Annotated in this window: 25 protein-coding genes and 2 pseudogenes; 8 read left to right on the top strand and 19 right to left on the bottom strand. The window is 71.2% G+C overall.

Going from position 1 to position 25792, the window contains the following annotated elements; all coding sequences use genetic code 11:
* Window positions 1-5 precede the first annotated feature (5 nt).
* Window positions 6-884: a formyltetrahydrofolate deformylase gene (gene purU / locus SH922_RS22915; protein WP_393059766.1), complete on the bottom strand. Its 879-nt coding sequence runs from the start codon at window positions 882-884 to the stop codon at window positions 6-8.
* Window positions 885-912: 28 nt separating this feature from the next.
* Window positions 913-1359, bottom strand: a complete 447-nt coding sequence (locus SH922_RS22910) for a hypothetical protein (protein ID WP_266786353.1) — start codon at window positions 1357-1359, stop codon at window positions 913-915.
* A 174-nt stretch (window positions 1360-1533) separates the two neighbouring features.
* Here SH922_RS22910 and SH922_RS22905 point away from each other — a divergent pair, with 174 nt between their 5' ends.
* Window positions 1534-2814, top strand: a complete 1281-nt coding sequence (locus SH922_RS22905) for an ABC transporter substrate-binding protein (protein WP_393059765.1) — start codon at window positions 1534-1536, stop codon at window positions 2812-2814.
* Between the two features lie 43 nt (window positions 2815-2857).
* On the opposite strand, the gene SH922_RS22900 is transcribed toward SH922_RS22905, so the two are convergent.
* Together SH922_RS22900 and SH922_RS22895 are read right to left on the bottom strand one after the other, a co-directional pair.
* Window positions 2858-4342 (bottom strand): hypothetical protein, encoded by a 1485-nt coding sequence (locus SH922_RS22900; protein ID WP_393059764.1) that lies wholly within the window; start codon window positions 4340-4342, stop codon window positions 2858-2860.
* 289 nt (window positions 4343-4631) lie between these two features.
* Window positions 4632-6014, bottom strand: coding sequence for a transcriptional regulator (locus tag SH922_RS22895; RefSeq protein WP_393059763.1), 1383 nt, complete (start codon window positions 6012-6014; stop codon window positions 4632-4634).
* Between the two features lie 322 nt (window positions 6015-6336).
* Here SH922_RS22895 and SH922_RS22890 point away from each other — a divergent pair, with 322 nt between their 5' ends.
* The 3 genes from SH922_RS22890 to SH922_RS22880 all read left to right on the top strand — a co-directional run bounded on the left by SH922_RS22890 (window position 6337) and on the right by SH922_RS22880 (window position 9564).
* Window positions 6337-6993: a bifunctional DNA primase/polymerase gene (locus SH922_RS22890; protein ID WP_393063659.1), complete on the top strand. Its 657-nt coding sequence runs from the start codon at window positions 6337-6339 to the stop codon at window positions 6991-6993.
* A gap of 94 nt (window positions 6994-7087) precedes the next feature.
* On the top strand, window positions 7088-7918 hold the full coding sequence (locus tag SH922_RS22885) for an ABC transporter ATP-binding protein (RefSeq protein ID WP_393059762.1): 831 nt from the start codon (window positions 7088-7090) through the stop codon (window positions 7916-7918).
* Window positions 7915-9564: a transporter gene (locus tag SH922_RS22880; RefSeq protein ID WP_393059761.1), complete on the top strand. Its 1650-nt coding sequence runs from the start codon at window positions 7915-7917 to the stop codon at window positions 9562-9564. The genes SH922_RS22885 and SH922_RS22880 overlap by 4 nt, the downstream gene beginning before the upstream one ends.
* Before the next feature lie 31 nt (window positions 9565-9595).
* Here the strand turns inward: SH922_RS22880 and SH922_RS22875 are convergent, their stop codons facing one another.
* Together SH922_RS22875 and SH922_RS22870 are read right to left on the bottom strand one after the other, a co-directional pair.
* Window positions 9596-10489: an alpha/beta fold hydrolase gene (locus SH922_RS22875; protein ID WP_393063658.1), complete on the bottom strand. Its 894-nt coding sequence runs from the start codon at window positions 10487-10489 to the stop codon at window positions 9596-9598.
* 638 nt (window positions 10490-11127) lie between these two features.
* Complete coding sequence (locus tag SH922_RS22870; RefSeq protein WP_136328905.1) at window positions 11128-11820, bottom strand: metal-dependent transcriptional regulator; 693 nt, start codon at window positions 11818-11820, stop codon at window positions 11128-11130.
* Window positions 11821-12027: 207 nt separating this feature from the next.
* Here SH922_RS22870 and SH922_RS22865 point away from each other — a divergent pair, with 207 nt between their 5' ends.
* Window positions 12028-12783, top strand: coding sequence for an SIS domain-containing protein (locus SH922_RS22865; RefSeq protein ID WP_393059760.1), 756 nt, complete (start codon window positions 12028-12030; stop codon window positions 12781-12783).
* Window positions 12784-12921: 138 nt separating this feature from the next.
* Here the strand turns inward: SH922_RS22865 and SH922_RS22860 are convergent, their stop codons facing one another.
* Window positions 12922-14283, bottom strand: coding sequence for a PAS domain-containing protein (locus SH922_RS22860; protein ID WP_393059759.1), 1362 nt, complete (start codon window positions 14281-14283; stop codon window positions 12922-12924).
* A 364-nt stretch (window positions 14284-14647) separates the two neighbouring features.
* Window positions 14648-15280, bottom strand: a complete 633-nt coding sequence (gene pdxH / locus SH922_RS22855) for a pyridoxamine 5'-phosphate oxidase (RefSeq protein WP_393063657.1) — start codon at window positions 15278-15280, stop codon at window positions 14648-14650.
* 216 nt (window positions 15281-15496) lie between these two features.
* Between pdxH and SH922_RS22850 the strand changes: the two genes are divergently transcribed.
* Entirely contained in the window at window positions 15497-16606 is a 1110-nt protein-coding gene (locus SH922_RS22850; protein WP_393059758.1) for a citrate synthase 2, read from the top strand.
* 37 nt (window positions 16607-16643) lie between these two features.
* Here the strand turns inward: SH922_RS22850 and SH922_RS22845 are convergent, their stop codons facing one another.
* Window positions 16644-17288, bottom strand: coding sequence for a hypothetical protein (locus tag SH922_RS22845; protein WP_393059757.1), 645 nt, complete (start codon window positions 17286-17288; stop codon window positions 16644-16646).
* A gap of 188 nt (window positions 17289-17476) precedes the next feature.
* Here SH922_RS22845 and SH922_RS22840 point away from each other — a divergent pair, with 188 nt between their 5' ends.
* Window positions 17477-18121, top strand: a complete 645-nt coding sequence (locus tag SH922_RS22840; RefSeq protein ID WP_393059756.1) for a hypothetical protein — start codon at window positions 17477-17479, stop codon at window positions 18119-18121.
* A gap of 77 nt (window positions 18122-18198) precedes the next feature.
* Here SH922_RS22840 and SH922_RS22835 read toward each other — a convergent pair whose 3' ends face one another.
* From SH922_RS22835 to SH922_RS22805, 7 genes and pseudogenes are all read right to left on the bottom strand, one after another.
* On the bottom strand, window positions 18199-18786 hold the full coding sequence (locus SH922_RS22835; protein ID WP_393059755.1) for a hypothetical protein: 588 nt from the start codon (window positions 18784-18786) through the stop codon (window positions 18199-18201).
* A 15-nt stretch (window positions 18787-18801) separates the two neighbouring features.
* Window positions 18802-19041 carry a DUF397 domain-containing protein gene (locus SH922_RS22830; protein ID WP_393059754.1) on the bottom strand — a complete coding sequence of 80 codons (240 nt, stop codon included), beginning with the start codon at window positions 19039-19041 and terminating at the stop codon, window positions 18802-18804.
* 81 nt (window positions 19042-19122) lie between these two features.
* Window positions 19123-19215 (bottom strand): annotated as a pseudogene (locus SH922_RS22825) (transcriptional regulator); the annotation flags it as partial.
* Between the two features lie 147 nt (window positions 19216-19362).
* Entirely contained in the window at window positions 19363-20670 is a 1308-nt protein-coding gene (locus SH922_RS22820) for an MFS transporter (RefSeq protein WP_393059753.1), read from the bottom strand.
* Window positions 20671-20672: 2 nt separating this feature from the next.
* Window positions 20673-21431, bottom strand: a complete 759-nt coding sequence (locus SH922_RS22815; RefSeq protein ID WP_393059752.1) for a GntR family transcriptional regulator — start codon at window positions 21429-21431, stop codon at window positions 20673-20675.
* A 302-nt stretch (window positions 21432-21733) separates the two neighbouring features.
* Window positions 21734-21811: pseudogene (locus tag SH922_RS22810) on the bottom strand (GNAT family N-acetyltransferase); the annotation flags it as partial.
* 50 nt (window positions 21812-21861) lie between these two features.
* Window positions 21862-22404, bottom strand: a complete 543-nt coding sequence (locus tag SH922_RS22805; protein WP_393059751.1) for a GNAT family N-acetyltransferase — start codon at window positions 22402-22404, stop codon at window positions 21862-21864.
* Window positions 22405-22556: 152 nt separating this feature from the next.
* Here SH922_RS22805 and SH922_RS22800 point away from each other — a divergent pair, with 152 nt between their 5' ends.
* Window positions 22557-22868, top strand: a complete 312-nt coding sequence (locus SH922_RS22800) for a hypothetical protein (protein ID WP_393059750.1) — start codon at window positions 22557-22559, stop codon at window positions 22866-22868.
* A gap of 10 nt (window positions 22869-22878) precedes the next feature.
* Here SH922_RS22800 and SH922_RS22795 read toward each other — a convergent pair whose 3' ends face one another.
* From SH922_RS22795 to SH922_RS22785, 3 genes are read right to left on the bottom strand one after another with little or no spacing between them, the layout of a single operon-like run.
* Window positions 22879-23457, bottom strand: a complete 579-nt coding sequence (locus tag SH922_RS22795) for a TetR/AcrR family transcriptional regulator (protein WP_393059749.1) — start codon at window positions 23455-23457, stop codon at window positions 22879-22881.
* Window positions 23445-24179, bottom strand: coding sequence for an enoyl-CoA hydratase family protein (locus tag SH922_RS22790; protein WP_393059748.1), 735 nt, complete (start codon window positions 24177-24179; stop codon window positions 23445-23447). Before SH922_RS22790 ends, SH922_RS22795 begins: the two co-directional genes overlap by 13 nt.
* Window positions 24176-25750 carry a 4-coumarate--CoA ligase family protein gene (locus SH922_RS22785; protein ID WP_393059747.1) on the bottom strand — a complete coding sequence of 525 codons (1575 nt, stop codon included), beginning with the start codon at window positions 25748-25750 and terminating at the stop codon, window positions 24176-24178. The genes SH922_RS22790 and SH922_RS22785 overlap by 4 nt, the downstream gene beginning before the upstream one ends.
* Window positions 25751-25792: the final 42 nt, after the last annotated feature.

The raw sequence follows: 25792 nt of genomic DNA, 5'->3' as shown, positions 1-25792 counted from the left end.
CCGGACTACGCGAAGATCACCGTACGGCGGCCGTTCAGCAGGATGCGCCGCTCCGCGTGCCACTTGACCGCGCGCGCCAGGGCCTGGCACTCCACGTCGCGCCCGATGGCGACCAGCTGGTCCGGCGTCACGCCGTGGCCCACCCGCTCGACCTCCTGCTCGATGATCGGACCCTCGTCGAGGTCGGCCGTGACGTAGTGCGCCGTCGCACCGATCAGCTTCACACCGCGTGCATGCGCCTGGTGGTACGGCTTGGCGCCCTTGAAGCTCGGCAGGAACGAGTGGTGGATGTTGATGATCCGGCCGCTGAGCTGCTTGCACAGATCGTCCGAGAGGACCTGCATGTAGCGGGCCAGGACGACCAGCTCCACGTCCTCCTCGCGGACCAGCTCCAGCAGCTGCGCCTCCGCCTCCGCCTTGTTCTCCCTGCTCACGGGGATGTGGCGGAAGGGAACGTCGTACGAGGCGACCAGCTCGGCGAAGTCGGTGTGGTTGGAGACGACCGCCGCGATCTCGACCGGCAGGGCCCCGATGCGGGAACGGAACAGCAGGTCGTTGAGGCAGTGGCCGAACTTGCTGACCATCAGCACGACCCGCATCCGGTCCGAGGACCGGTGGATCTGCCAGTCCATCCGGAAGGAGTCACCGATCGCCGCGAAGCTCGCCCGCAGCTTGTCGAGCGTCACCGGGCTGTCCGCCGAGAAGTGGACGCGCATGAAGAACAGACCCGTGTCGTGGTCCCCGAACTGCTGGCTGTCCTCGATGTTGCAGCCGGTCATGAAGAGATAGCTCGACACGGCGTGCACGATGCCCTGTTTGTCGGGGCACGAGAGCGTGAGGACGTACTGCTCGGGGGCGGTATCGGCAGGCTGCGGCGCGGTCATCCCCGTAGGGTGCCACACCGCCCCGATCTCAGGCGGTCCTGGTCATGATGCGGAGCACGTCCAGCGACCGCGGCGGGACGTCGGGGTCCTCGCCGTCGTTCGTGGCGAGCAGCACATGGGCCTCGCGGGCGGCCCGCACGGCCTCCGGCCAGCCGTGATGCTCCAGGTAGGCCGAGACGGGGGCGTCCGCGCCGACCTGGTGCATGATGCGCAGCACCCGCAGCACGGCGACGTCGACGAGGGCGGCCTCTCCGGAGTCCCGGAAGACCGTGCCGACGTACTTCTCGGCGGACCAGTTGTCGAGCCAGGTGTCCTCGACCAGGCGGTACACGGCGTCGGTGACGTCGCCGTATCCCTCCCTGCCGGCCAGCCAGCACTCGTGATGGAAGACGGGGTCGGAGAGCATGTGCAGCGCCGAGCGCACGTTGCTGCGCCAGCGCCACCAAGGAATGTCATTGAGCGGCATGCCGCCCATGGTGGAGGAGCGACGGCCGCGACGGGAAGAGTTCTCGGAACCTTGCTGCACGGTTGTCGATCGTACGTTCCCTTTCCGGCTTCCCCTACGGGCCCCTGTAATTCACCTGTACGTCACCGAGCGTTGAACGGAGCACACTGTGGCGTTACCCGGGGACGTGAAGTGTCTGTGCCCATGACCGGACGGCGACGCCCCACCTCCCCCCGCCCCTTCAGATTGTTCACCGGTGCGGTGGCGGCAGGGGCTTTGCTGATGACCGGCTGCGGCGCACTCCCTGGGGCATCGGGGGGCTCCAGGGAGCCCGTCACCGTAGTGACCTGGGCACCCAGCGGCGCCACGGACCCGGACGCCGTCAACATGGCCGGCATGACCGCGATGGCGCAGACGTACGCCCGCTGGATCAACGGCGAGGGCGGGATCGACGGACACGAGCTGCGCGTGATCACCTGCGACGAGCAGGACACCTCGATCGGCGCGGGCAACTGCGCCCGCCGGGCCGTCAAGGAGAAAGCCGTCGCGGTCCTCGGCTCCTACAGCCGGCACGGACGGGCGTCCATGACACCGCTCGAATTCGCCGGGATCCCGTACATCGGCGGCTACGGCGCCTCCGAGGAGGAGTTCCGGAGCTACATGTCCTACCCGGTCACCGGCGGCCAGTCGGCGCTCCTGGCGGGCAACGCGAAGCAGTTGGCCGCCACCTGCGACCAGGTCTCGCTGGTGCGGCCCGACACCCTGGGCGGCGACAGCCAGGCGTGGCTCCTCAACACCGGCCTCACCGAGGCCCACCGGCCCGCACCGGTCGACGTCCAGGCCGCCGAGGGAACCACGTCGTACGACGAGGCGGCCGGGCGCGCACTGGCGGGGGCGGGCTCCGACGGCGGCTGCGTGACGGCCGTGCTCGGTGACCGCACGGAGACGTTCTTCGACTCCTTCAGACGGCTGGAGCCGGCCGGCGGATCGGTGCGGATCTCCTCGGTCCTCGGCAGCATCGCACAGCCGCTCATCGACCGCACCGGCGGCCGTGCGAGCCCGTTCGAGGGCGCGTACGTCACCGGGTGGTACCCGGCCCCCGGCGACAACCGCTGGGATCTGATGCGCCGGGTGATCAGCAAGCACGCCTTCGGCGACAACCGCATCGACCCGGACGACACGGGCGTGCAGACGACATGGATCGCCTACACCGCCCTGAAGTCGATCGTCGAGTCGCTGAACGAGGCGGACATCACGTCCCGGGCGGTCACCAAGGCCCTCACCCACGGCACCCAGGTGAACACCGGCGGCCTCACCCCCGTACTGCGCTGGCGCTACGAGGACATGATCGGCTCGGCCTCGTACCCGCGCATCGTGAACAGCAAGGTGACGTTCCAGGTCGTGCGCGAGGGCCGGCTGGTCGCCGACAGGAAGGGCTTCGTGGATGTGACGCAGACTCTGTCGGACGCCAGCGCGACCGACTGAGACCCCGGCACCGGCACCCGGGGTCTCCTGGCGTCCACCGCGCTCAGAGTGCCGTGGACGCGCGCTTCGTCAGGCCGTACTTCGTCGCGATGACGTTCCACAGTCTGGAGGCCTGCTTCTTGGCCTTGGTCGCCTCACCGCTCTGGACGTTGGCCTGCTGCGTCTGCGTCGTCGTACGGGCCTTGCCCTTCTTGCACACCTTCTTGCTCTTGGCCTGCGCCGCCCAGGCGGCGTAGTGGTCGTCCGCCGAGGCGGATGCCTGCCAGGCCTTGGTCAGCGATGCGGTCAACTGGGCGTTGTCCGGCAGCTTGTCGACCGACAGCCCCTTGAGCCGGGTCACCAGATCGCGACGCTGCTGGGCGGCGCCCTTGAGGTCGGCCACGGCCTTGTCCAGGTCGGTGCAGCTCTTGGTCTTCTCCACCGCGCCGATCACCGCGGACCTGCTGTTGTTGCTGTCCGCGAGCAGCTTGTCGAGCGCCTCCGCCTGCGGCTTCGCCGGGTCCACCGCAGCCTTGGCGGAGGGCTGGGCCGCGGGCGAACTCGCCGCCACCACCGGCGGCTTGCCGTCCTCGTCCTTGTCGTCGCCACCACTCAACAGGGCGCCGGCACCGAGCCCGATCACGGCACAGCCGACAACGACCGCGGCGATCAGCGGGACGTGCGCGGACCTCTTCCGCCGCCCGTCCTGCCCGTCCTGCGGCAGCCCGTCCTCGGGGCCCGTGTACGGGGGCGCCTGCTGGTACGCCTGCGGGGGCGGCCCGCCCTGGTACTGCTGCTGCCCGCCCTGGGGCGGGTACTGCTGGTGCTGCTGGCGCTGCGAGGGGTCGAACCGGGGCATCTGCTGTGTGGCGCCCGCGGGTTCGTCGTTGCGGAAGAGGTTGTCGAACTCGGCGGGCGGCTGCCGCTCACCGGGCGCCCCGGGCCGGATGCCGTACGGGGCACCGCCTGGCACGGGCGGTATGTACTGGGTCGCGTCGGCGTCCTGGCCGCCCTGCGCGGGCGGCGGTGCGGCATGACCGCCGGGCTGCTGGTACCCCTGCTGCTGGGCGCGGCCCAGGAACTGCGTGGACTCCGCGGGGTTCTCCGGCGGCAGGCCGCCCGGCCCGGGGCCGCCCGGTATCGGCGCGATGTACTGCGTGGCGTCCACGTCGCCGCCCCCGCCGGGTACCGCCTCGGGCGGCAACGGCTGGGCGTACGGCGACGGCTGGTGCTGCTGGGACTGGTGCTGCTGCTGGGCGGGCGGTTGCGGCTGTGCCTGCGGAACCTGGCCGTACCCCGGAACCTGCTGTCCCTGGCCGTACTGCCCGTGCTGTGCCTGCTGCCCGTACGGCCCCTGCTGCGCAGGGTCCTGGTGGGGTGCCTGCGGTCCCCAGGGCTGCCCCCACGGCTGACCGCCTGCCGGGGCAGCCTGGTCCGCGGGTCCCCCCGGCGTCCAGGGCTCGCCGCCACCCGCGGGCAGCACGATGCCCTCGTGCGCGGGTCGTACAGCAGGGAGCTGCTGCTCGTCACCCTGTCCGCTCTGTGTCACCAGGACTCCTACGTGTGAACTTAGTCCGACCGGCACATGGGGGGCGGCGTCGCGGGGCTGGGCACGCACCCAGTCCCGCTCCTTCACCCACCCCCCATGTGCCGGTCGGCCTTATGGAATCGTCGGCTCACGCTATCGGGTGGTCCCTGCCGTTCGCCAAGCGTGTGTTGTCGCTCACCACCCCTTCACACGGGCTGTAACACGCAGCGGCCTCACGACGCAGGTAATGGGGGCACCCGCAGGCAGCCGCCCCGGCCGGCGGACTGTGCGGCCCGGAAGCGCCCTCCCGTCAGGCCGCCTGAAGCTCCAGACGGGCGCCGAACTCCCGCACCGCGGGCTCGTCCCCGTACGGCAGCAGACGCTGCTGCAGGTCGTCCAGATACTCCGCGCCCCGGCTGGAGCGCACCGTGCCCAGCAGCTCCATGGCCCGCGTCCCGGTGTGGCAGGCCTGCTCCACCTCACGCAGCTGCACCTGCGCCGCGGCCAGCAGGGCCAGACCGATGCCCCGGCGGCGGGCACGGGACGCCGGAAGACCGCCCAGGGCCTCCTTCGCCCGGCGCGCGGCCGCCTCCGCCTGACCGAGGTCGCGGTGGCAGTGCGCCAGCTCGTCGGCCAGATACGCATGGTCGAAGTGAACGATCCAGTCGGGATCGTCACCGCTGTCCGGGTCGGCCTGCTCCAGCGCCGTCAGCGCCCGGCCCGCCACCGCCTGCGTGGTACGCGCGTCGCCGAGCAGCGCGTGGCCCCGGGCCTCCGCCGCGTAGAACATCGCCTCCGCCCGCGGGGTGACCCGCCCGCGCGCCCCTTCCTGGGCCGCCCTGGCCAGCTGGGCGATCTCCCGTGGATTGCCGAGCTGCGCGGCGAGATGACTCATCGAGGCGGCCAGCACATATCCCCCGTAGGCGCGGTCGCCCGCAGCCTGGGCAAGGCGCAGCGCCTGGATGTAGTAGCGCTGGGCGAGGCCCGGCTGGCCCGTGTCGATCGCCATGTACCCGGCAAGCTCGGTGAGCCGCGCGACCGCCCCGAACAGCTGCCGCCCGGTCGACTCGCGGTACGCCCCCGAGAGCAGACCTGAGACCACGCTGTTCAGGTAGTGCACCAGGACCGGCCGCACATGACCGCTGCCGAACCGGTGGTCCAGGTCGACCAGCGCCGCCGTCGTCGCCCGCACCGCCTCGACGTCCGGCATCCCGACCCGGGCCCCGGCCACCCGTGCGACCTGCGGGTCCGCGCCGGTGATCAGCCAGTCCCGGCTGGGCTCGACCAGCGCCGAGGACGCGACCGCGGAACCGGACAGGAAGTCACGGCGGCCGACGTCGCTGCGCCACAGCTCGCAGACCTGCTCGATCGCGCCGGTCACCGTCGGGGCGAACTGCAGGCCGACGCCTGAGGCCAGGTTCTTGCCGTTGGCCATCCCGATCTCGTCGATCGTGACCGTACGGCCGAGCTTGCGGCCGAGCGCCTCGGCGATGATTCCCGGCGCCCGGCCGCGTGGCTGCTGTCCGCGCAGCCAGCGGGCCACGGAGGTCTTGTCGTAGCGGAGGTCGAGCCCGCGCTCGGCCCCGACCATGTTGACGCGGCGGGCGAGGCCCGCGTTGGAGCATCCGGCTTCCTGAATGAGCGCCTGGAGCCGTTCGTTCGGCTGGCGTGCGACGAGAGGCCTGGCTGCCATGTTTCTCCCCCTGAGGCCGCAGTGATCTTTGCAGGAATCACTGCCCGACATATGCCTGAGAAATTCGCCGATTCATCGTGTTGGTCACTTTTGACGCGTCTCTGCCCTTATCTCCCGGCGTGCACCCTAGACTGCCGAGCGAACTGTGCCGGATCTCCGGTATGTGGCTACCCGCCCGCCGCCGACGTCGCTCCCGCGCGCCCCCGCCCGTGCATCGATGCGCCCCGTATGCGGAAGCGATGGACCGTAACCGCGCTCACCGCGGCCGTAACCCCAGGTGGCGGGGGGAGTTGTGCTGTGCGTGGAAGAGCCCATCGGAGTCATGGAAGCCGCACAGATCCCCCAGCAGCGAGCCGAGCAGCTGCTCGACGCCGCGGTGCGGTACGCGGAGGAGCGGCACTGGGACGTGTGCCCCGGCACCTGGCTGGAGCCGGCCGACGGCACGGAACGGTGCTCGTGCGGTGAGACCGGCTGCGCGGTGCCCGGCGCCCACCCGACCCGGACCGACTGGGCGGGCAGGGCCACCGGCAGTGCCGCGGCGGCCCGCCGGATGTGGTCGCAGCAGCCCCGCGCCTCGATCCTGCTGCCGACCGGCCGCGTCTTCGACGCGATCGACGTACCGGAGTCGGCGGGTTTCCTGGCGCTGGCCCGGATGGAGCGGATGAGCCTGCCGCTCGGACCGGTCACCCGCACCCCCGACCGCCGGATGCAGTTCTTCGTCCTGCCCGGCGCCGCCGCCAAGGCCGACGGCCTCGTCCGGAAGGTCGGCTGGGACGCCACGGCGATCGGGCTGCGCGGAATCGGCGAGGGCCACTACATCGCCGCCCCACCGACCCGGGTCGGCGGGGCCGGCGCCGTGCAGTGGGCCCGCGGCCCCTCCGCCACCAACCGCTGGCTGCCCGAGGTGGACGAGCTCATCAGCCCGCTCGCCTACGCCTGCGGGCGCGAGGCCGCCGACGCGCGGAGCCGCCTTTCGTAGGCTGGCCCCCAAGCAGGAGCGTCCGGCGATGAGGGGTGCGACGTCGCACCCCTCATCGCCGGACGCTCCAAGGGGACTTCGAAGGGCGTGCAGCATGCCGGACCGGACAGACATCGACGGGGCCGACCGGGCCGTCGAGCCCGATGTCCCGCGGGCGGCTCCGCCCGCGGTGCGCGTGGAAGGACTGTGGAAACGGTTCGGCGCCCACACCGCGGTCGCCGGAATCGATCTGGCGCTGCCCGCAGGCAAGTTCATCGGCCTGGTCGGCCCCAACGGCGCCGGCAAGACCACCACCCTGTCCATGGTCACCGGCCTGCTCCGCCCCGATCTGGGACGGATCGAGATCGGCGGCCGGGACGTCTGGCGCGACCCGGTCGAGGTGAAGTCCCGCATCGGCGTCCTGCCCGAGGGCCTGCGGCTCTTCGAACGCCTCTCGGGACGTGAACTCCTCGGCTACACAGGGAGGTTGCGCGGGCTGCCCGGCGACGAGGTGGACAGCAGGGCCACCCAGCTGCTGGACGTCCTGGACCTGGCGGGCGCCCAGCACAAGCTCGTCATCGACTACTCGACGGGCATGCGCAAGAAGATCGGGCTCGCCGCCGCGCTGCTGCACAACCCCGAAGTGCTCTTCCTCGACGAGCCGTTCGAGGGCGTCGACCCGGTGTCGGCCCAGACCATCCGCGGAGTGCTGGAGCGCTACACCGGGTCGGGGGCGACCGTCGTCTTCTCCAGCCATGTGATGGAGCTCGTCGAGTCGCTCTGCGACTGGGTGGCCGTCATGGCGGCGGGCACCATCCGCGCCCAGGGCACCCTCGCCCAGGTCCGCGGCGACGCGTCCTCGCTCCAGAACGCCTTCCTGGAGCTCGTCGGCGCGGGCGACCGCGACAACGGCGCCGCCCTGGACTGGCTCGGCGGTGCCCGATGAGCGTGCTCGACGCCCCGGCCGCCTCCGGTCCCCGCACGAGCGGCCCGGCGGGCGGCACGGAACTGGTCCCCGTCCTCGTACGGCTCAAGCTCGCCCTGCTCCGCAACGGGCTGCGGCAGTCGGCCGGCCGCCGGGCCGTGTACATCGCCTCCGTCGTCGCCACCCTGCTGATCGCCCTGGGCCAGCTGATCGGGCTGATCGCGCTGCGCGGCCACGCCCACGCGGGCTCCCTCGTCGTGCTGCTGGCAGCGGTGCTGGCGCTCGGCTGGGCCGTGATGCCGCTCTTCTTCGCCGCCGGCGACGAGACCCTCGACCCGAGCCGCCTCGTGATGCTGCCGCTGCGGCCCCGGCCCCTGATCACCGCACTGCTGGTCTCCTCACTGGTCGGCATAGGACCGCTGTTCACGCTCTGCCTGGCGGCCGGTTCGGTGACCGCGCTGGCGCACGGGCCGGGCGCGGTGGTGTTCGCCGTCCTGGCGGCCCCGCTGACCCTGCTGGTCTGCGTCGCGCTGGCACGGGCCGTCGCCACGGCCAACACCCGGCTGCTGACCTCCCGCAAGGGCCGCGATCTGGCGGTGCTCAGCGGGCTGGTGATCGCGGTCGGGATCCAGGCCGTCAACTTCGGCGTGCAGCGGCTCGGCCGGGCGGGCGGCCTCTCCGCACTCGACCCGGCGGCGGAGGTGGTGCGCTGGCTGCCGCCCGCCTCGGCGATCGGCTCCGTGGACTCCGCGTCCCAGGGGGCGTACGGGCGGGCCGCCGTGCAACTGCTCCTCTCCGCGGCCGCGCTGGTCCTGCTGGTGGTGCTGTGGCGGCGCAGCCTGGAGAAGCTGATGACGGCGCCGGACGGCTCGACGCTCTCCGCCGCCGAACCGGCCCGGAAGTCCGGCCGGGAGGGCTCCGGCCTGTGGGCGCTGTTCCCCGAGGGGCGCACCGGCACGGTGATGGAGCGCAGCCTGCGGTACGTCGCACGGGACCCGAAGACCAAGGCCGCCTGGGTGTCGGCGCTGGCGATCGGGCTGATCGTGCCGCTGCTCAACGCCCTGCAGGGCACGGGGTCGGTCTACTTCGCGTGCTTCGGCGCCGGAATGCTCGGCATCCAGATGTACAACCAGTTCGGGCAGGACACCTCGGCGTTCTGGATGGTGGCGCTGACGATCTCCTCGACCCGCGACGCGTACCTCGAACTGCGGGCGCGGGCACTGGCCCTGCTGCTGATCACCCTCCCGTACACGGTCCTGGTCACTGTCCTGACGGCGGCGGTGCTCGGGGACTGGGCAGTGCTGCCGGGGGTCATGGGACTGTCGTTCGCCCTGCTGGGCGCGATGCTGGCGACGGGTGCCGTGGCCTCGGCGAACTTCCCGTACTCGATCCCGCAGGACGGCGCGTTCAAGAACGTGGCCCCCGGGCAGGCCGGGCTCGCCTGGATCTCCATCCTCGGCGGCATGGTCTCGGCGGCGCTGCTGTGCGCACCCGTGATCGGTCTGACGATCTGGCTGCACCTCTCCGACGCGGAGGGCCTGCTGTGGCTCCTGGTGCCGGTGGGTGCCGCGTACGGGACGCTGATCGCCTGGGGCGGGCTGCGGGTCGCCGCGCCCCGCACGGCGGACCGGCTGCCGGAGATCCTGACGGCGGTCAGCAAGGGGTGACGGGCGCGGCAGCCGAGGCCGGGCCCGGTCGTTACGGAGCCACCGGCTCCCGGTCGTCCTGGGCGTCCTCGGCGAGCTGCTCCAGGAAGGGTTCGACCGCGGCGCGCCAGCCCTCGGGCTGGTCGTAGTGGACGAGGTGGCCGGCGTCGGCCACCTCCGCGTACTGCCCGCGGGGCAGCACCCGGACCATCTCCTGGGCCTCCGCCCGGCCCAGCTCGCCGTCCAGACCGCGGAGCACCAGGGTGGGGCACCTGACCTGCGCCAGCTCCTCCCAGTGCGCGTCGAAGACCCAGGTGGCGCGGGAGGTGAGCATCTGCCGGCGGGAGAAGACGGGCCGCCAGCCGTCGGCGCGCTCGGCCATCACCTCGGCGAAGAACTCACCGCGGGCCGGGTTGGGGCGCTCCACCCAGGGGTCGTCCTCGCCGAACCACTTCCGTACGTCGGACAGGGTGGCGAACGGAACCGGCCAGGAATTGAACCAGTCCTCCCACTCCCGCTGCGAGGCAGCACCGAGTGCGGAGGCCCGCATGTCGCAGATGACCAGGGCCCGGACGAGGTCGGGGCGCTTCGCGGCGAGCTGCCAGGCGGTGAGCGCTCCCATCGAATGCCCGACAAGGGTGACGGGGGCGAGGCCGAGCTGTTCGATCGCGGCCTCGGCGTCGGCGACGTACGCATCGCGGGTGTACGGACCCCCGGCCGGCTTCTCGCTGCGGCCGTGTCCGCGCTGGTCGAGGCCGACCGCCCGGTGCCGCTCGGCGAGCCAGCGGGTGGTGGGGGCCCAGTGCGAGGCCCGGCCCATCAGTCCGTGGAGCAGTAAGACGCCCCCGGCGCGGTCGGTCTCCGCGCGCCCCTTGGGCGGGTCGGCGAACTCCCAGGCCGCGAGGCGTACGCCGTCGGCTCCGGTCACATCGATGCGCCGCACCATATGTTCTGGCACCCCCTTCTGGTCCCTCGATCACCATGTGGTCGCGTCGGCCAGACTATCGAACCTTTATTCGAAAACCGGGTTCCGGCACATAACACCGCTCGTTCGAGTGACCGCCTCCCAGGATTGACGTCGGCCACGGAGGGGAGATCTTCTCCGGGAGGCGAGCCACTCGGGGATGAGGGCTCGCGGGAACCGACCTCGAGAGCTCGGGGCTCCAGGTCGGAACAGGGGAGGACAGGCCCCGGCGCCTTGCGGCGCCGGGGCCATCCGTCGCTCCGGGGCCATGGGTCCGGGGGCGTGACTCGGATGCCGGGGCGCGCGTCACAGGCGCGTGCGCCGGGGCAACCGGCGGGACCGCGACAGCTTTCGCCCAGTGCGCAGGCCGGACATGCCAGTACGACGGGCGCATACCCCTGCTCCCCTCCCCGACCGTGCGGCCAGACGGCCGACACTCTCAGGTATCCCTCCGCGACAGCCTGGCACGCGATCCGTCCGGGCGCTGCAATTCCGGACGGAAAAACGGAAAACGGACGACAGCAACCGCTGATCGTCCGCCACCCGTACTTCAGCGCTTGCTCACATCCGGAGCATCGCCACGCTCAGCGCTTGCTCACGTCCGCGACGCCGCGCCAGGTTCAGCGCTTCGCCACGAACACGTGCGAAGCGACCTCGGAGTCCAGCTCCGCCGCCTCGCCGCTGCTGCCGACCAGCACTCCGCCGGGCGACTGGGTCACGCTGACCACGGAACCGGGCTGCACGCCCGCCCGCCGCAGCGTGTACATCAGCTGGGCGTCCGTCTGGATCGGCTCACCGATCCGGCGGACCACCACCGTCTTGCCGTCGGCGCCCGGGTCGAGCTCCGACAGGCTGACCATGCCCTCGTCGAGGAACGGGTCGGCCTCGGCCTTCTCGCCCAGCTCCTCAAGGCCCGGGATGGGATTACCGTACGGAGACTCCGTCGGGTGGCGCAGCAGCTCCAGCACCCGCCGCTCCACGGCCTCGCTCATCACATGTTCCCAACGGCATGCCTCGGCGTGGACCTGCTCCCACTCCAGGCCGATCACGTCGACGAGCAGGCACTCGGCGAGCCGGTGCTTGCGCATCACTCGGGTCGCCAGCCGGCGGCCCTCCTCCGTCAGCTCCAGGTGCCGGTCCCCCGCGACCTGCACCAGGCCGTCGCGCTCCATCCGCGCCACCGTCTGGCTGACGGTCGGACCACTCTGGTCCAGCCGTTCAGCGATCCGGGCGCGCATGGGGACCACGCCTTCCTCTTCGAGTTCGAGGATGGTGCGGAGATACATCTCCGTTGTGTCGATCAGTCCGGACATTCGTGCCCCTCGATGCAGTCGTGCGCTGGCCCTCGTCCAATTCTGACGCATAGCACCGACAACCGTGCCGCGCCGTCCGAAGGAGCTCTGCCGACGAGGCCGGGAACGGCCCGTGCGGTATTGACATGTCACTGGTCCAGACCGCAACGTGATCGGCGGTACGGACTCCCCCATGGACACCCCACCCCGCCGGAAAGGCCCTCCTCGATGAGCGAAAGCAAGCTGGCCGGTCAGTTCTTCGACGCAGCGATCGGCCTGCTGGAGCGCGTGCGCGACGAGGAGTCGGGCGCCATCGCGGCAGCCGGTGACGCGATCGCCGACACCGTCGTGGCCGGCGGCAGACTCTTCGCCTTCGGAGCCGGGCACTCCTCGCTGGCCGCCCAGGACGTCGTCTACCGCGCCGGCGGACTCGCCCTCATGAACGTGCTGGCCGTCCCCGGCACCCTGGGCGTCGACGTCATGCCGGCGACCCTCGGCTCCGCCCTCGAGCGGGTCGACGGCCTCGCCGGCGCGGTGCTCGACTCCAGCCCCGCGAAGGCGGGCGACGTCCTCGTGATCATCTCGCTCTCCGGGCGCAACGCCCTGCCGGTGGAGATGGCGCTGAACGCACGCGCGCTGGGCCTGAAGGTCATCGGCGTCACCTCGGTCGCGTACGCGGAAGGCACCCGGTCCCGGCACAGCTCGGGCGGATTCCTGCGGGACCACTGCGACATCGTCCTGGACAGCAAGATCTCCATCGGCGACGCGGAGCTGGACGTCGACGGCATCGAGGCGCCCTTCGCCCCCGCGTCGACGGTCGTCACCAGCGCGATCATGCAGTCGATGATGGCCGCCGCGGCGGAACGGCTGCTGGAGCGGGGCGTCGAGCCGCCGCTGCTGCGGTCGGGCAACGTCGACGGGGGCCATGAGTGGAACGGCCGTGTGATGGCGGAGTACGCCGACCGGATCTTCTACCGGCACTGAGCGCTTGGCCGGCGGCGGGCTGCGGTGCGGCCGGGTCCGTGGGATGAGCGCCCGCCCCCGGCGAGGGTTCCGTCCTCAAGCGCCCGCCCCCGGCGAAGGTTCCGTCCTCAAGCGCCCGCCCCGGCGAGGGTTCCGTCCTCAATCGCCGGACGGGCTGGAGTTCACCGCCTGGTACAGGTCCACCGACGCCGCCACCCGGTCCGCCACGCTCTCCGCGTACACCGCGTCCGGACGCTCGAAGGCGGCGCGGTGGGACGAGCGCAGGAACGTCACCACGCCCAGCGTCCGCCCCCGGCTCCGCAGCACCGCACACAGGGCGTGCACCGAATCGGCCGGCCACCGGCGCTCCGTCGCCCACTCCCCCGCCGCCTGCGCCGAACCGGCACCCGCCGAGGCCCGCACCGACCCCGTACGGTCCACCGCCTGCAGGGCCGGGTGCCCCGGCGCGTACCGCAGCGGAATGCCGCCCCCGGCCACCGGCAGGCAGGGGCCTGGCGCGTCGGACGGCGTTTGAGCCGCGCGCAACAGCCGCTCGCCCGCCACCAGGTCGACCAGCGCATGGTCGGCGAAGCCCGCGAGCGCGTAGTCCAGCGACGAGGTGGCCGCCTCCATCGGGTCCTCGCACTCGGCGGCCGACCGCGAGGCCCGGTGCAGCTGACTGGACCGGAACCGCACCCGGTCCGCGTCCTGGGCCGCCAGCTTCGCCGCCGTCACGTCCTGGAACAGCCAGCCGACACCCAGCGGCACCGGCTCCTCCGCGAGCGGCGAGGCCAGCCGCAGAAATCCACTGCGCCAGCAGCGCCGCCGGTCGCCGTCGCCCGTACGCAACGTCACCCACAGCTCGGCGGGGGCGTCCGGCGCGCCCTCGGCCAGTACGTGCTGGAGCGCACCCTCCAGGTCCTCCACACCCTGCACGATCAGCTCACCGAGCGGCCGGCCCAGCAGCGTCGTCCGGCCGCCGCCCAGTGCGCGGGCCGCGTGCGCGTTGACGACGGTCGGCCGCAGATCCACGTCCACGAGCACCACGCCCCACGACGCGTCCTCGAAAAGCGCCTCGCTCAGGGCGATGGACCGCTCCAGATCGATCTGCGCATGGACCTCGCTGAAGGCGCAGTACACCCCGGCGGGCTTCCCGTCCGCGCCGCGCACCCCGGCCGACTGGGTCCGCACGAGCACCCGCCCGCCGTCCTTGCGCAGCAGCGCGAACTCGTGCACCTGCCGCCCGGGCCCGTCCATGACGGCCATCAGCCGCCCCTGCACCTCACCCGCGTCCGCCCGCCGCACGGCCCACCCGGCGAACCCGGGCCGCCCGACGGCCTCCCCGGCCGACCAGCCGAGAATCCGCTCGGCCTCGCGGTTCCAGTGGGTGACCGTGCCGTCAGCGTCGAAGGCGCACAGCGCGGCGTCCATCCCGTCGAGGAGAGCCGCCAGCAGCTCCGCCCCGGGAATCGGATCGGGGCCGAGCGCATCGGTCGTTCCGCTGCTCGTGGAAGCACTCATCCCGGACCCCCTGCAGGACGTGTCCGCCATTGCCGCACGTCAGCCCATTGAACTCGAACGTGACCCAGCACACAGCGACTTCACCGAAATCAATGGCTCCGATTAATTCGGTTGTGCGAGCCCGGGGACGTTCCTAAGGTGGTCTTACACGTTGAAAGGAGGTGATCCGAAAAGTGCAGTCTTATCGGATTCGTGAGGTGGCTGCGGGCTGACAGCCCGTCGTCGCACACAGTGCACCTCGGCAGGCTTGTCTGCCGAAACCCAAGCAGTCACCGACCCGCAGGCTCGCCGGTAAGTCCGGCCGGCTCCTCCGCAAGGAGGGACCAGAGCCTGCGGGTTTCTGCATGCCAGGGGCAGTGCCGCCCTACGGGCACAGCCGCTCCACGCGCCACGCGCTTTCGCCGGGCTGCCTCACGTACCGCAGCCGGTCGTGGAGCCGGTTCTCGTGGCCCTGCCAGAACTCGATCGTGTCGGGGACGACGCGGAAGCCGCCCCAGTGCGGGGGCGCCGGGACCTTCTCGCCCTCCGGGTAGCGGGCCGCGAGGTCCTCGTACCGGTGGACCAGCTCCTCGCGGGAGGCGATCACCGTGGACTGGTCGCTGGCCCAGGCGCCGAGCTGGGAGCCGTGGGGGCGGGTGCGGAAGTAGGCGACCGTCTCCTCGCGGGCAACGCGGGACGCGGTGCCGGTGACGATCACCTGGCGGGCCAGGGGATGCCAGGGGAAGAGCAGCGAGACGTGCGGATTGGCGTCGAGTTCGCGGCCCTTGCGGGAGTCGTAGTTGGTGAAGAAGACGAAGCCGCGCTCGTCGTACATCTTCAGCAGCACCGTGCGGGAGGACGGCCGGCCCTCGGGGGTCGCCGTGGACACCACCATGGCGTTCGGCTCGTGGAGCATCCCGCCCGCGGCGACCTGCCGGAACCAGCGGGCGAACTGCTGCATCGGATCGGCGGCGAGACCGGCCTCGGTGAAGGCCTCGGAACGGTACTGCTCGCGCATCGCGGCCGGATCGGTGGTGGAATCGAAGGAGGAGTCTGCGGTGGGCACGGTGTCATCCTGCCGCAGCGGCCAGGCACGAAGGAGGTCCGCCCGCCGTTACACGGTGGAATGGGGAGCTGTGCCGGATGTCACGCTTCCCGGTCACGTCGGAACCCGCCAGTATCTTGGGTGGGCCCTGAGGCCCGCTCGCAGCCGCCGATCCGAGGGAGCCGCCTGATGTCCGACTTCGTACCCGGACTCGAAGGAGTCGTCGCGTTCGAAACGGAGATCGCCGAACCCGACAAGGAAGGCGGTTCGCTGCGGTACCGAGGCGTCGACATCGAGGATCTCGTCGGCCAGGTGTCGTTCGGCAACGTGTGGGGCCTGCTGGTCGACGGGGCGTTCAGTCCCGGCCTGCCGCCCGCCGAGCCGTTCCCGATCCCGGTGCACTCCGGAGACATCCGGGTCGACGTCCAGTCCGCCCTGGCGATGCTCGCGCCCGTGTGGGGCCTGAAGCCGTTGCTGGACATCGACGAGAAGACCGCGCGCAACGATCTGGCGCGGGCTGCCGTCATGGCCCTTTCGTACGTCGCACAGTCCGCACGCGGGCAGGGGCGGCCCATGGTCCCGCAGAGCGAGATCGACAAGGCCGGATCCGTCGTCGAGCGGTTCATGATCCGCTGGCGCGGCGAGCCGGACCCCCGGCATGTGAAGGCCGTCGACGCGTACTGGACCTCGGCCGCCGAGCACGGCATGAACGCCTCGACGTTCACCGCCCGGGTCATCGCCTCCACCGGCGCCGATGTGGCCGCCGCACTGTCCGGCGCGGTGGGCGCGATGTCGGGCCCGCTGCACGGCGGCGCGCCGTCCCGCGTCCTCGGCATGATCGAGGAGATCGAGCGGACCGGGGACGCCACCGCGTACGTGAAGAAGGCCCTGGACAAGGGCGAGCGGCTGATGGGCTTCGGCCACCGCGTCTACCGGGCCGAGGACCCCCGCGCACGGGTGCTGCGGCGCACGGCGGAGGAGCTGGGCGCACCGCGCTTCGAGGTGGCGCAGGCGCTGGAGAAGGCCGCGCTGGAGGAGCTGCACGCGCGGCGCCCGGACCGGGTGCTGGCGACGAACGTGGAGTTCTGGGCGGCGATCATGCTGGACTTCGCCGAGGTTCCGGCGCACATGTTCACGTCGATGTTCACGTGTGCGCGTACGGCGGGCTGGTCGGCGCACATCCTGGAGCAGAAGCGGACGGGGCGCCTGGTGCGGCCGTCGGCGAAGTACATCGGACCGGGGACGCGCACTCCGCGGGAGATCCCGGGATTCGATCAGCTGGCGGACCTGGGGAACTGAGACCCTCAGCTCTGACGGACGGGGGCCGCCCCGTCCGTCAGATCTTGCCGCGTATGCAGACTGTGCGGTGCCGATCCAGGCGGCGGCCGAACTCGGCGAGGAAGCGGGGTGTGAGGTCGGGCCACCCCCAGAAGGTGAAGCCGAGGCTGCCGTACGCGAAGGCGTCGTCCATGCCGGTCCAGTCGGTGAGCGGGGACTCGGCGCGGCAGTGCGTACAGCGGACCGGCGCGTCGCCGTCGGCAAGCCAGGCCTGCTCGGCGGCGGCGAAGGGATCCCAAGCGCCGGGGATCTCGTCCCACGTCTCCTCGTCGCGGAGTTCGGTGGTCCGTCCGCAGTGAGGACAGTCGGCGCCCGAGGCCTCCGCGTACTGTCCGGCGTCGAACACGGCGCGGGTGGTGACCACTTCCAGCCCGCCCGCCTCCCACGGCTCGCTCCAGCCGCTGCTGTCGACGACGGCGCGGTGGCGGGGCCCCGGCGGGTACGCCGGTCCGCTGCCGATGACGGGTTCGGTGCGGTCCGGGCCGACGACCCCTTCGGCGACGAGCCATTCCACGATGCGCGCGGCCATGGGCGCGGCGTCCGCCGACGAGATCTCCGTGTCCACGATCGTCTGGAAGTAGTCGCCCACGCGTTCCCCCGAGGTTCGGTGCGGTCCGGCCTGTCGTCCGTCAACGCGGTCCACGGTGCCACATGTCACTGACACGACCGGCGCAGGCACTGGAGAAGGCCGCGAGGCACCACGGCCCGCCGAGCCGTGCCGCACCCGTCGCATTCCTGTGGCGCGCCTGTGTCATTTCCGCCTCAATCTGAGATGCGTCATGAACGTTTCGGCTGTCGTACGAGGCAGCCCTCACTGCCAGTTAGGTCAAAATGACGCACAAGGGACGCATCATCTCCGCTGTCGCCCTCACGGCCCTGGGGCTCGGGCTCACGGCCTGCAATGACGGCGAGGACTCGTCATCGGCACAGGAGTCGCCCTCGGCGTCCGCTCCGGCATCGTCCGACCCGGCCGGCGAGAGCCCGTCCGCGGACCCCAGCGACGACGCTGCCGCTCCGGCCGGTGGTGACGTCGCCGCGCCGGGCACGAAGCTCAAGATCGGTGACCGGGCGATTCTGCCGTTCAAGTACGGGACCGAGAAGAAGGGCACCGTCGCCGTGACCGTCACGGCGATCGAGAAGGGCGCCGAGGCCGACATGGCCGCATTCGGCGCGAAGGCCAAGGGCATGACGCCGTACTACATCCGGATGAAGGTCGAGAACGTCGGCGGCACCGACCTGGCGTACTCGTCGCTGCGGCTGCGCGGCAAGCTGGAAGGCGGTGCCCCCACGGGCGTCATCCTGATCGGCGACCTCCCGGGCAAGTGCGACAACGAGTCGGCACCGGGCGAGTTCACCACCAAGGGCGCGTCGTACGAGACCTGCTCGCTCAGCGCCACGAAGACCGAGCCCATCGCGGCTGCCTCGTTCGAGGAGGGTGACGCGTACAGCGACAGCCCGGTCATCTGGACCAACTGACCGCCCGTTCCCGTGTCCGCGCGCCGGGCATCTCGTCCTTGACGACATGCCCGGCCGGTGGCCGGCCGCCTTTGGGTCTAAAGCTTTCCGGCGAGGAGCACGGTGCGGTGGCCGCCCAGTCTGCGGCCGATCTCCCGGGTGAAGTCGGACGTGAGCTCCGCCCAACCCCAGAACGTGAACCCGAGGTGCCCGCACGCGTAGTAGTCGTCCTCCCAGCTCCACCGGTCGATGCCGGAGGAGCCTCCGCAGGACGGGCAGTGCACGATCCCTTCGCCACCGTCCTCGGCCCAGTCCTGGAACCGCCCCTTGAAAGGGTCCCAGGCGGACTCGATGGGCTCCCACACCTCGTCGACCAGCCGGATCTCGGTCCGGCAGAGCGGGCAGGTGGCCGCGCCCGCGTCTCCCTGGCCGCTGTCGAAGACGGTGCGGCCGGTCTCGACGTGAAGCCCGTTGGACCACAGGTCGACCGGGTCCGGGTCACCGACGGCCTTGGCGAAGTGCGGGCCGGGGCCGTGACCGTATCCGTCGCCGCCCAGGACGCAGTCGGTGCGCTCGGCGGCCACGATGCCTTCCGCGATCAGCCAGTCCAGGACCCGGGCCCCGAGCTCCTGAGCGTCCCGCTCGGTGGCATCGAGGTCGACGACCGTCTGGAAGTAGTCACCCACGATTCCCCCAGTACCTCAGTGGCCCACGTGCGCGGTGAAGGCGGCCCAGGCGGCGGGCGGCAGAGCAAGCGCCGGGCCCTCGGGGTTCTTGGAGTCACGGACGTGTACGGCGGCGGGGTGCGCGGCGACTTCGACGCAGGCGCCGCCCTCGCTGCCGCTGTAGCTGGACTTCCGCCACTCGTGAGCGACTTCGAGGCACTGGCCGCCCTCGTCGCCGCTGTAGCTGGACTTGAACCACGCGCGTGCAGTGCTCATTGCTCTCCCAGCAGACGGGCCCAACAGGCCCATGGTGTCTTCGGGGCTGAGGGCCTGAGCTCGCAGCATCGCATATTCCTGGGACAGGATGCTGATCTCATCGGGGTCGGCGACGAGCAGGCTGCCGCGCTGCGTCTCGGAGTACGCGACGTGTTGGAAGTCGGGCGTTTCCAGCAGGATGAAGGCCCGTCAACCCCTGCATGGGACCGATGACTCAGCGCGAGAATCTGAAGGCTGACGCCCGGCAGCGCAGCGCACGTACGCAGGTGACGGAGCCCCCTGTACGAGTGGGAGGTGGGAGCAGTTCCGCGCGGGGAGGCCTCAGCGCGCAACCTCCGGGGCGGCCCCTGCGGGAATTCCACGCAGGGTGCGCAGCGGTGAGAGGAATGCGGGAAGGACGCTCAGCGTCATCCCGGCCGCACCGATCCACAACGTGCCTGCTGCTCCGAACACCGATCCCGACACTCCGCCCAGAAGCCCGCCGAGAGGAATGCCGCCCCAGGACACGAAGCGAGTCGTCGCACTCATCCGGCCCAGAAGCCGATCCGGTGTCATGGCCTGCTGAAGGCTTGATTGGGCCACGAAGCGGACGACTCCTCCCATCGAAAGGGCCGCGAGCCCGACAGTGGCCACGTACACGCTCCAACCCGGTCGCGCCCACGGCATGAGAGCGGTCAGTGGGCAAGTGAGCAGTGACGCGAGCCAGATGACCCGGCCGTGCCCAGTACGTTCGGAGATCGTCGTGGCCAGCAGCGCGCCCAGCAATGCACCGCAACCCATCCCCGAAAGGACAAGGCCTATACCGAAGGGCTGGAGCCCCGCCTCCCGCTCCAGGAAGACCAGCAACATGCTTTGGTACATGACCAGAGAGAGGTTGAATATCGAATCCCCGAGCACCATGGCCCGCAAGGCCGGGTGCTTCAGAACGAACTTCAGCCCCTCCCTCACCTCTCGGCCCAACCGGTTACGGTCCTTGCGCTCCGGCCTCCCTTCGCGCTTGCGGATCGTGGCCGCGAGCAGCCCCGACATGGCCATCCCGGCCGAGCTCACCACGAGCACCGCGGGAGCGCCGATCAGGCCTACCAGCGGCCCCGCCAACGCCGGGCCGCCGATACTGGTCACCGAGCGCACTGACGACAACTTCGCGTTTCCCTCCACGAGTTTCCCGCGTCCCACCAAGTGCGGGAGATAGCTGACGTACGCGACATCGAAGAAGACGGTCAGCACTCCGTGGAGCAGAGCGACCGTGCAGAGCCACTCGATGGTGAGAAGGCCCATCCACCATGCGATCGGTATCGTCACGAGGAGCAGCGCGCGAACGAGATCAGCGCCGATCATTACCGATCGCTTGCGCATACGGTCCACCCACGCACCTGCCGGAAGCCCGATCAGGAGCGAGCCGGCCGTGGTCATCGCCGCCAGCAGACCGACCTGGAACTCGTCCGCGTCCAGTGCCGTGATGGCCACCAGGGGCAGCGACAGGAAGATGATGCGGTCACCCAGCTGACCGAGTGCGGTGGCGGCGAACAGGCGCCCGAAGTCCCGGTCGCCCAGGAGTCCGAGCCGGGACGTCGTTGACATGCGTATCCCCTGCCGTTGGAAATGAAGGGCGCCCCTGGCCGTCCCCACGCCTACGTGCGCTCGACCCCGAACTCGTAGACCACCTCTCGACGCACGTCGGGAATGACCATGTCGGCGGTTTCCACCGGGCGTCCGTCGCTGTCGTAGATCGTGCGCTCGATCTGCAGCACGAGCTCGCCCACGCCGATCCCCAGCAGGTTCGCCTGTGTCTGGGTGGCCCGAGCCGGGCGCGGGATCTCGACCACGGTCGAGACGACCACGCCGATTGAACGCATACGCTCGACCACCCCCTTTCCAGCCAGGGGCCCCGTCTCGGGCAGCACGACCGGCGTTCCGTCCGTGAGCGCCAGCGGCTCCCAGGACTCGGAGAGCTGGACGGGCTGCCCCTCCGACAGGAACTCGTAATGCGTGGTGACGCAGAGATCGCCCGGGCTGATCCCGAGCCGCTCGGCGATTCCTTCAGGAGCGGGGACGCGCACCCGGCTGTGAGAATCCCAGGCGTCGGCCCTGCCCTGCTGTCTCGCCTCCGAGCAGGGTGAGGAGCCGTACCGGCGATCCCGGTGCCGCGAGCGAACCAGCCTCAGGCGCTCGCGCGGGGTACGGACGTAGGTGCCCGAGCCGGCGCGTCCGTCCAGGAGACCGTCGGCTATCAAGCGGTCCATGGCCCTCTGCATGACGTTGCGCCCGACCGCGTACTCCTCGGCGAGCCGCACCCGGGGCGGCAGGCGCTCGCCGACCTCCCACTCCTGAGCGAGAATGCGCGCACGCAGGCCGTCGGCGACCGCGAGGTACGGAGCTTCTCGGGGCATGCGTGATCCTCCGGTCTTCTGCGGCAATCAGTGGTTTCCAGGGGGTGTTGGCAACCTACTTCACCTGGGAAAAGCTGCTGGAGTAGATGTCGCCGAGGCACCCTGAGCCGACTCCGCAAGGCATGACCGTCTCGCCTCCGAAGCTCGGGGCCCGGGACCCGGGCTTCGAGCTGGTGGGCGAACCGCCTCGCGCCGGGAGTGCCCCAGCCGGTGCAGGTGGCCATGCCCGCACCCGTCCCCGTTCCGGAGTCCGCACCGCCTGCCGTGCCGCCGCCCCCACCCCGCCACCGGCCGGATCCCCCGGCGTCCGACTCGGCCCACGGCCGCAGTATCAGCCGGTCGGTCTCGAGGTGGAACGACATCGTCTCGTACGCGGCCATGCCCCGACCCTGGCCTCTACGGGCCCTCACGAACCACGCGCCCCTTTGCGTCAGGGACGGTTCAGCCCCCACGTCTGGAGGACGTACGGCCGGCCCTTCTCCTCGCCCTCGATCAGTGGCACGTCGAGCAGGCGGAAGCCCGTCTTCTTCGCCACCGCGAGGCTGGACGTGTTCTCGGCCTCCAGCTCAAGGATCACCTGCTCCACGCCCAGCTCCTCGAAGGCGTACGCGGCCATCACCCGCACCGCCCGCGCGGCAAGGCCCTGGCCTCGGTGGGCCGGGCCGACCGCGTAACCGAGCTCCGTGCCTTCGGGGGCGCGCCGCAGCATCACCTCGCCCAGTGCCGCGCCGCCGTCGGTGGTAATGGCGAGCAGGATGGTCATGCCCTCTGCCCGCAGCTGCCGGGCCTTGTCCAGCCGGGCACGGGAGGCGGCTTCGTCGAAGGGGGAGACGAGCGGTGTCCAGTACGCGGTATCGGGGTGGTCGAACAGATCCGGCATCGCGGCCACGTCCCCCTCGGTCCAGTCGCGCAGGACCAGGCCCTCTCCCGTGAGCTCGATGCGGTCGGGAAAAGGTGACGCGGTGCTGCTCATGGTGCGGGGCCTCCCTGGCCTGTGTTCGGGAGGAGAAAGCGTATCCGGGAGCGGCTTGGACTGCGTGCGTGATGCGGGAGGACAGGCATCCGGCGCCGGTGAGACCGTGTCCACCACGCGCACCGTCGACCGACCACACCCCGGGGGAAAACATGAGCTTCGACGAGAACGAGCCCCAGGCCGTCAGCGGGCAGCGCTTCGCGGCGGAGCGGGCCCAGGGCAGGGCCCGTCGCAGGTCGGCGCCCGTGGCGCTGGGTCCTGCTCACGTCGGTGCCGGCATCGTCGCCGTTGTCCTGGTCCTTCTCGGCTGGTTCGGCAAGTTCGCGGCGCTGGGCGTCGTCGGCGGGGGCGTTCTGCTCTGGTTCACCGTCGCGCTCGTCTGGGCCCATGCCGATGGGGACCGGGGTGGTCACGCCCTCCGGCGCGCGTACAGGGCGGCGTTCGGATGGGCCGACGGTCTGTGAACGGGGCCCCTCACCCCAGCGCGTCGTCCAGCAGCGCCGCCCACTGCGCCACGACCCGCCCGCGGCGGGCCGTGTCGTCGGTGAGGACGTTGGCGAGGCCGAGACCGCGGGCCATGTCGAGGAGGCCCTGGACCGTCTCCCGTACACCGGGGCGGGTCTCGTCGGCGTGCAGGAGGCCGACGGCGATGCGGTGGGTCTCGCGGCCTACGCGTGCTTCGAGTTCGGTGACGCGGGGGCGGAGCTGTTCCTCGTTGGAGGCGGCCACCCAGAGCTGGAGTGCGGCGCGGAAGAGCGGGCCCGTGTAGAGGTCGACGAGGGCGGCGACGACGGCGGCCCGGCCCTGGACGGGGACGGCGCGCAGGGCGGCGGAGCGTTCCTCGGCGACGTACTCGACGGCTGCGGTGAACAGGTCCTCGCGGGTGGGGAAGTGGTGCTGGGCGGCGCCGCGGGAGACCCCGGCGCGTTCGGCGACGACGGAGACGGTGGAGCCTGCCCAGCCGTGTTCGGCGAGGCAGGCCACCGCGGCTTCGAGGAGCTTCTGCCGGGTGGCACGGCTGCGGTCCTGCTTGGGTGGGGTCAGAGCCGCCATGCGGGATCCCGTCGTTCCAGGAAGGCCGTCATCCCCTCCCGGGCCTCGTCGGAGGCGAAGAGTGCCGCTGAGCGGGCGATGAGGTCTTCGGCGTACTGGTCGAAAGTCTCCCGCACAGTAGCCGTGACCAGCTCCTTCGATGCGGCCAGCCCCTGGGGCGAGGCTCTGCGCAGTCCGTCGAGTACCGGTACGAGTGCCTTGTCCACGTCGTCGGCGGCGATGCTCACCAGGCCGGTCCTGGCGGCCTCCGTCGCGTCGAAACGTTCGCCGGTGAGGTAGTAGCGGGATGCCGCGCGGGGGTCCATGCGTGACAGCAGGGGCAGGGAGATGACGGCGGGAGCGAGGCCCAGGCGGGATTCGGTGAGGGCGAAGGAGGATTCGGGGCCGGCCACCGAGATGTCGCAGGCGCCGAGCAGGCCGAGGCCGCCGGCCCGGACGTGCCCCGTGACACGGGCGACGACCGGTTTCGGCAGGGTGACGATGCGCCGCATGAGGGCGACGAAGGCGTGCGGGTCGGCCGGTGCCCTGAGGTCGGCGCCCGCGCAGAACGTGTTGCCGGTGTGGGTGAGGACCACGGCCCGCACGGTGTCGTCCGCCGCGCACGCGTCGAGGGCCTCGGTCAGCCCGGCCACGAGCGGTGCGCTCAGGGCGTTGCGGTTGGCCGGGGAGTCGAGCGTCAGTGTGGTGATGCCCCGGTCGTGGGCGGGTGGGGCGAGCGTCATTGCTTCTTCTCCCTGTCGCGCAGCTCGCGGCGCAGGATCTTGCCGGAGACGGCGCGCGGTACGGCGTCGACGAACTCGACGCGGCGGATCTTCTTGTACGGGGCGACGTGTTCGGCGACGTACGCCATGACGTCGTCGGCGGTGAGGTCCTGGGCGGCCGGCTGGCGTACGAGGAAGGCCTTCGGGATCTCGTTGCCGTCGCTGTCGTACACGCCGATGACCGCGGCGTCGGCGATCGACGCATGGGTGAGGAGGAGTGCTTCGAGCTCGGCGGGGGCGACCTGGTAGCCCTTGTACTTGATCAGTTCCTTGACCCGGTCGACGACGAAGAGCCAGCCGTCCGCGTCGACGCGTCCGATGTCGCCGGTGTGCACCCAGCCGTCGCTGTCGATCATTTCGTCGGTGGCTTCGGGGCGGTTGAGGTAGCCCTTCATCGTCTGGGGGCCACGGATGAGGATCTCGCCCTCGGTGTCGATACCGAGGTCCGTCCCGGGGTCCTCGATGGACGTGATCCGCATCTCGGTGCTCGGCAGCAGCTTTCCGACGGCGCCGGGCGGAGGGTTCTCGGCTTCGAGGGGCACGACGTGGGTGCCGGGCGAGAGTTCCGTCATGCCGTACGCCTGCCGCACGGGGGGCAGGCCGAGGCGGGCGGAGCAGGCGGCGGCGAGGTCTGCGTCCAGGGGGGCGGCGGCGCTGACGATGTACTCCAGCGAGGACAGGTCGTAGTTGCCGACGGCCGGGTGCTTGGCGAGGGCCAGGACGATCGGCGGGGCCACGTACAGCCCGGCGATGCGGTGTTCCTGGATCACGCCGAGGAACTGGTCGAGGTCGAAGCGGGGCAGCACGACGACCGTGGCCCCGGAGCGCAGCGGGGCGTTCATCAGGGCGGTCAGCCCGTAGATGTGGAAGAAGGGGAGGACGGCGAGGATGCGGTGCCCGGTCTTCATCGGGATGAAGGGGCGCAGCTGCTCCAGGTTGGTGCCGATGGAGCGGTGGGTGAGCATGACGCCCTTGGGTGCACCGGTGGTCCCGGAGGAGTACGGGAGGGCGGCGATGTCCTCGGGGCCGAACTCGGTCTCGGGTTCCGGGGCGGTGGAGCCCAGCATGTCGAGCACGGAGGTGTGGCCGTCGGCCTGGTCGCAGACGAATATCTCCCGGATACCGCCCGCGAGTTCCGCCGCCTGCCGGGCGATGTCGAGGAACAGGGACACGGTGACGATCCACCGGGCGCCACTGTCCTTGAGCTGTTTGGCGAACTCCTCGGCGGTGGCCAGCGGGTGCACGGTGGTGACGCACGCTCCGGCGCGCGTGGCCCCGTAGAAGACGGCCGGGTAGGCGATCGTGTTGGGGCTGTGCAGGGCGAGGACGTCGCCCTTGCGCAGTCCCGCATCGGCGAGGTGGGCGGCGATGCGGCGGTGGAAGGTGTCGAGCTGGGCATAGGTCACGCTCATGCCGTTGGTGCCGTCGATCAGGGCGACGGTGTCACCGAGGGCCGCGGCCCCGCCGAGGACCGTTTCGTGGATGGGTGTTTCGAGGGCCGGGACGTCTTCGTACTCGCTGTGGAACACCATGGCGGTTCCCTTCGACGCGGGTACGGCCTGTCCGGCACCCCG

This window comes from Streptomyces sp. LN549 (assembly GCF_043203805.1).
GTDB lineage: Bacteria > Actinomycetota > Actinomycetes > Streptomycetales > Streptomycetaceae > Streptomyces.
Note: the sequence above shows the minus strand (reverse complement) of the source record. Positions and strands in the feature narration are given on the sequence as shown.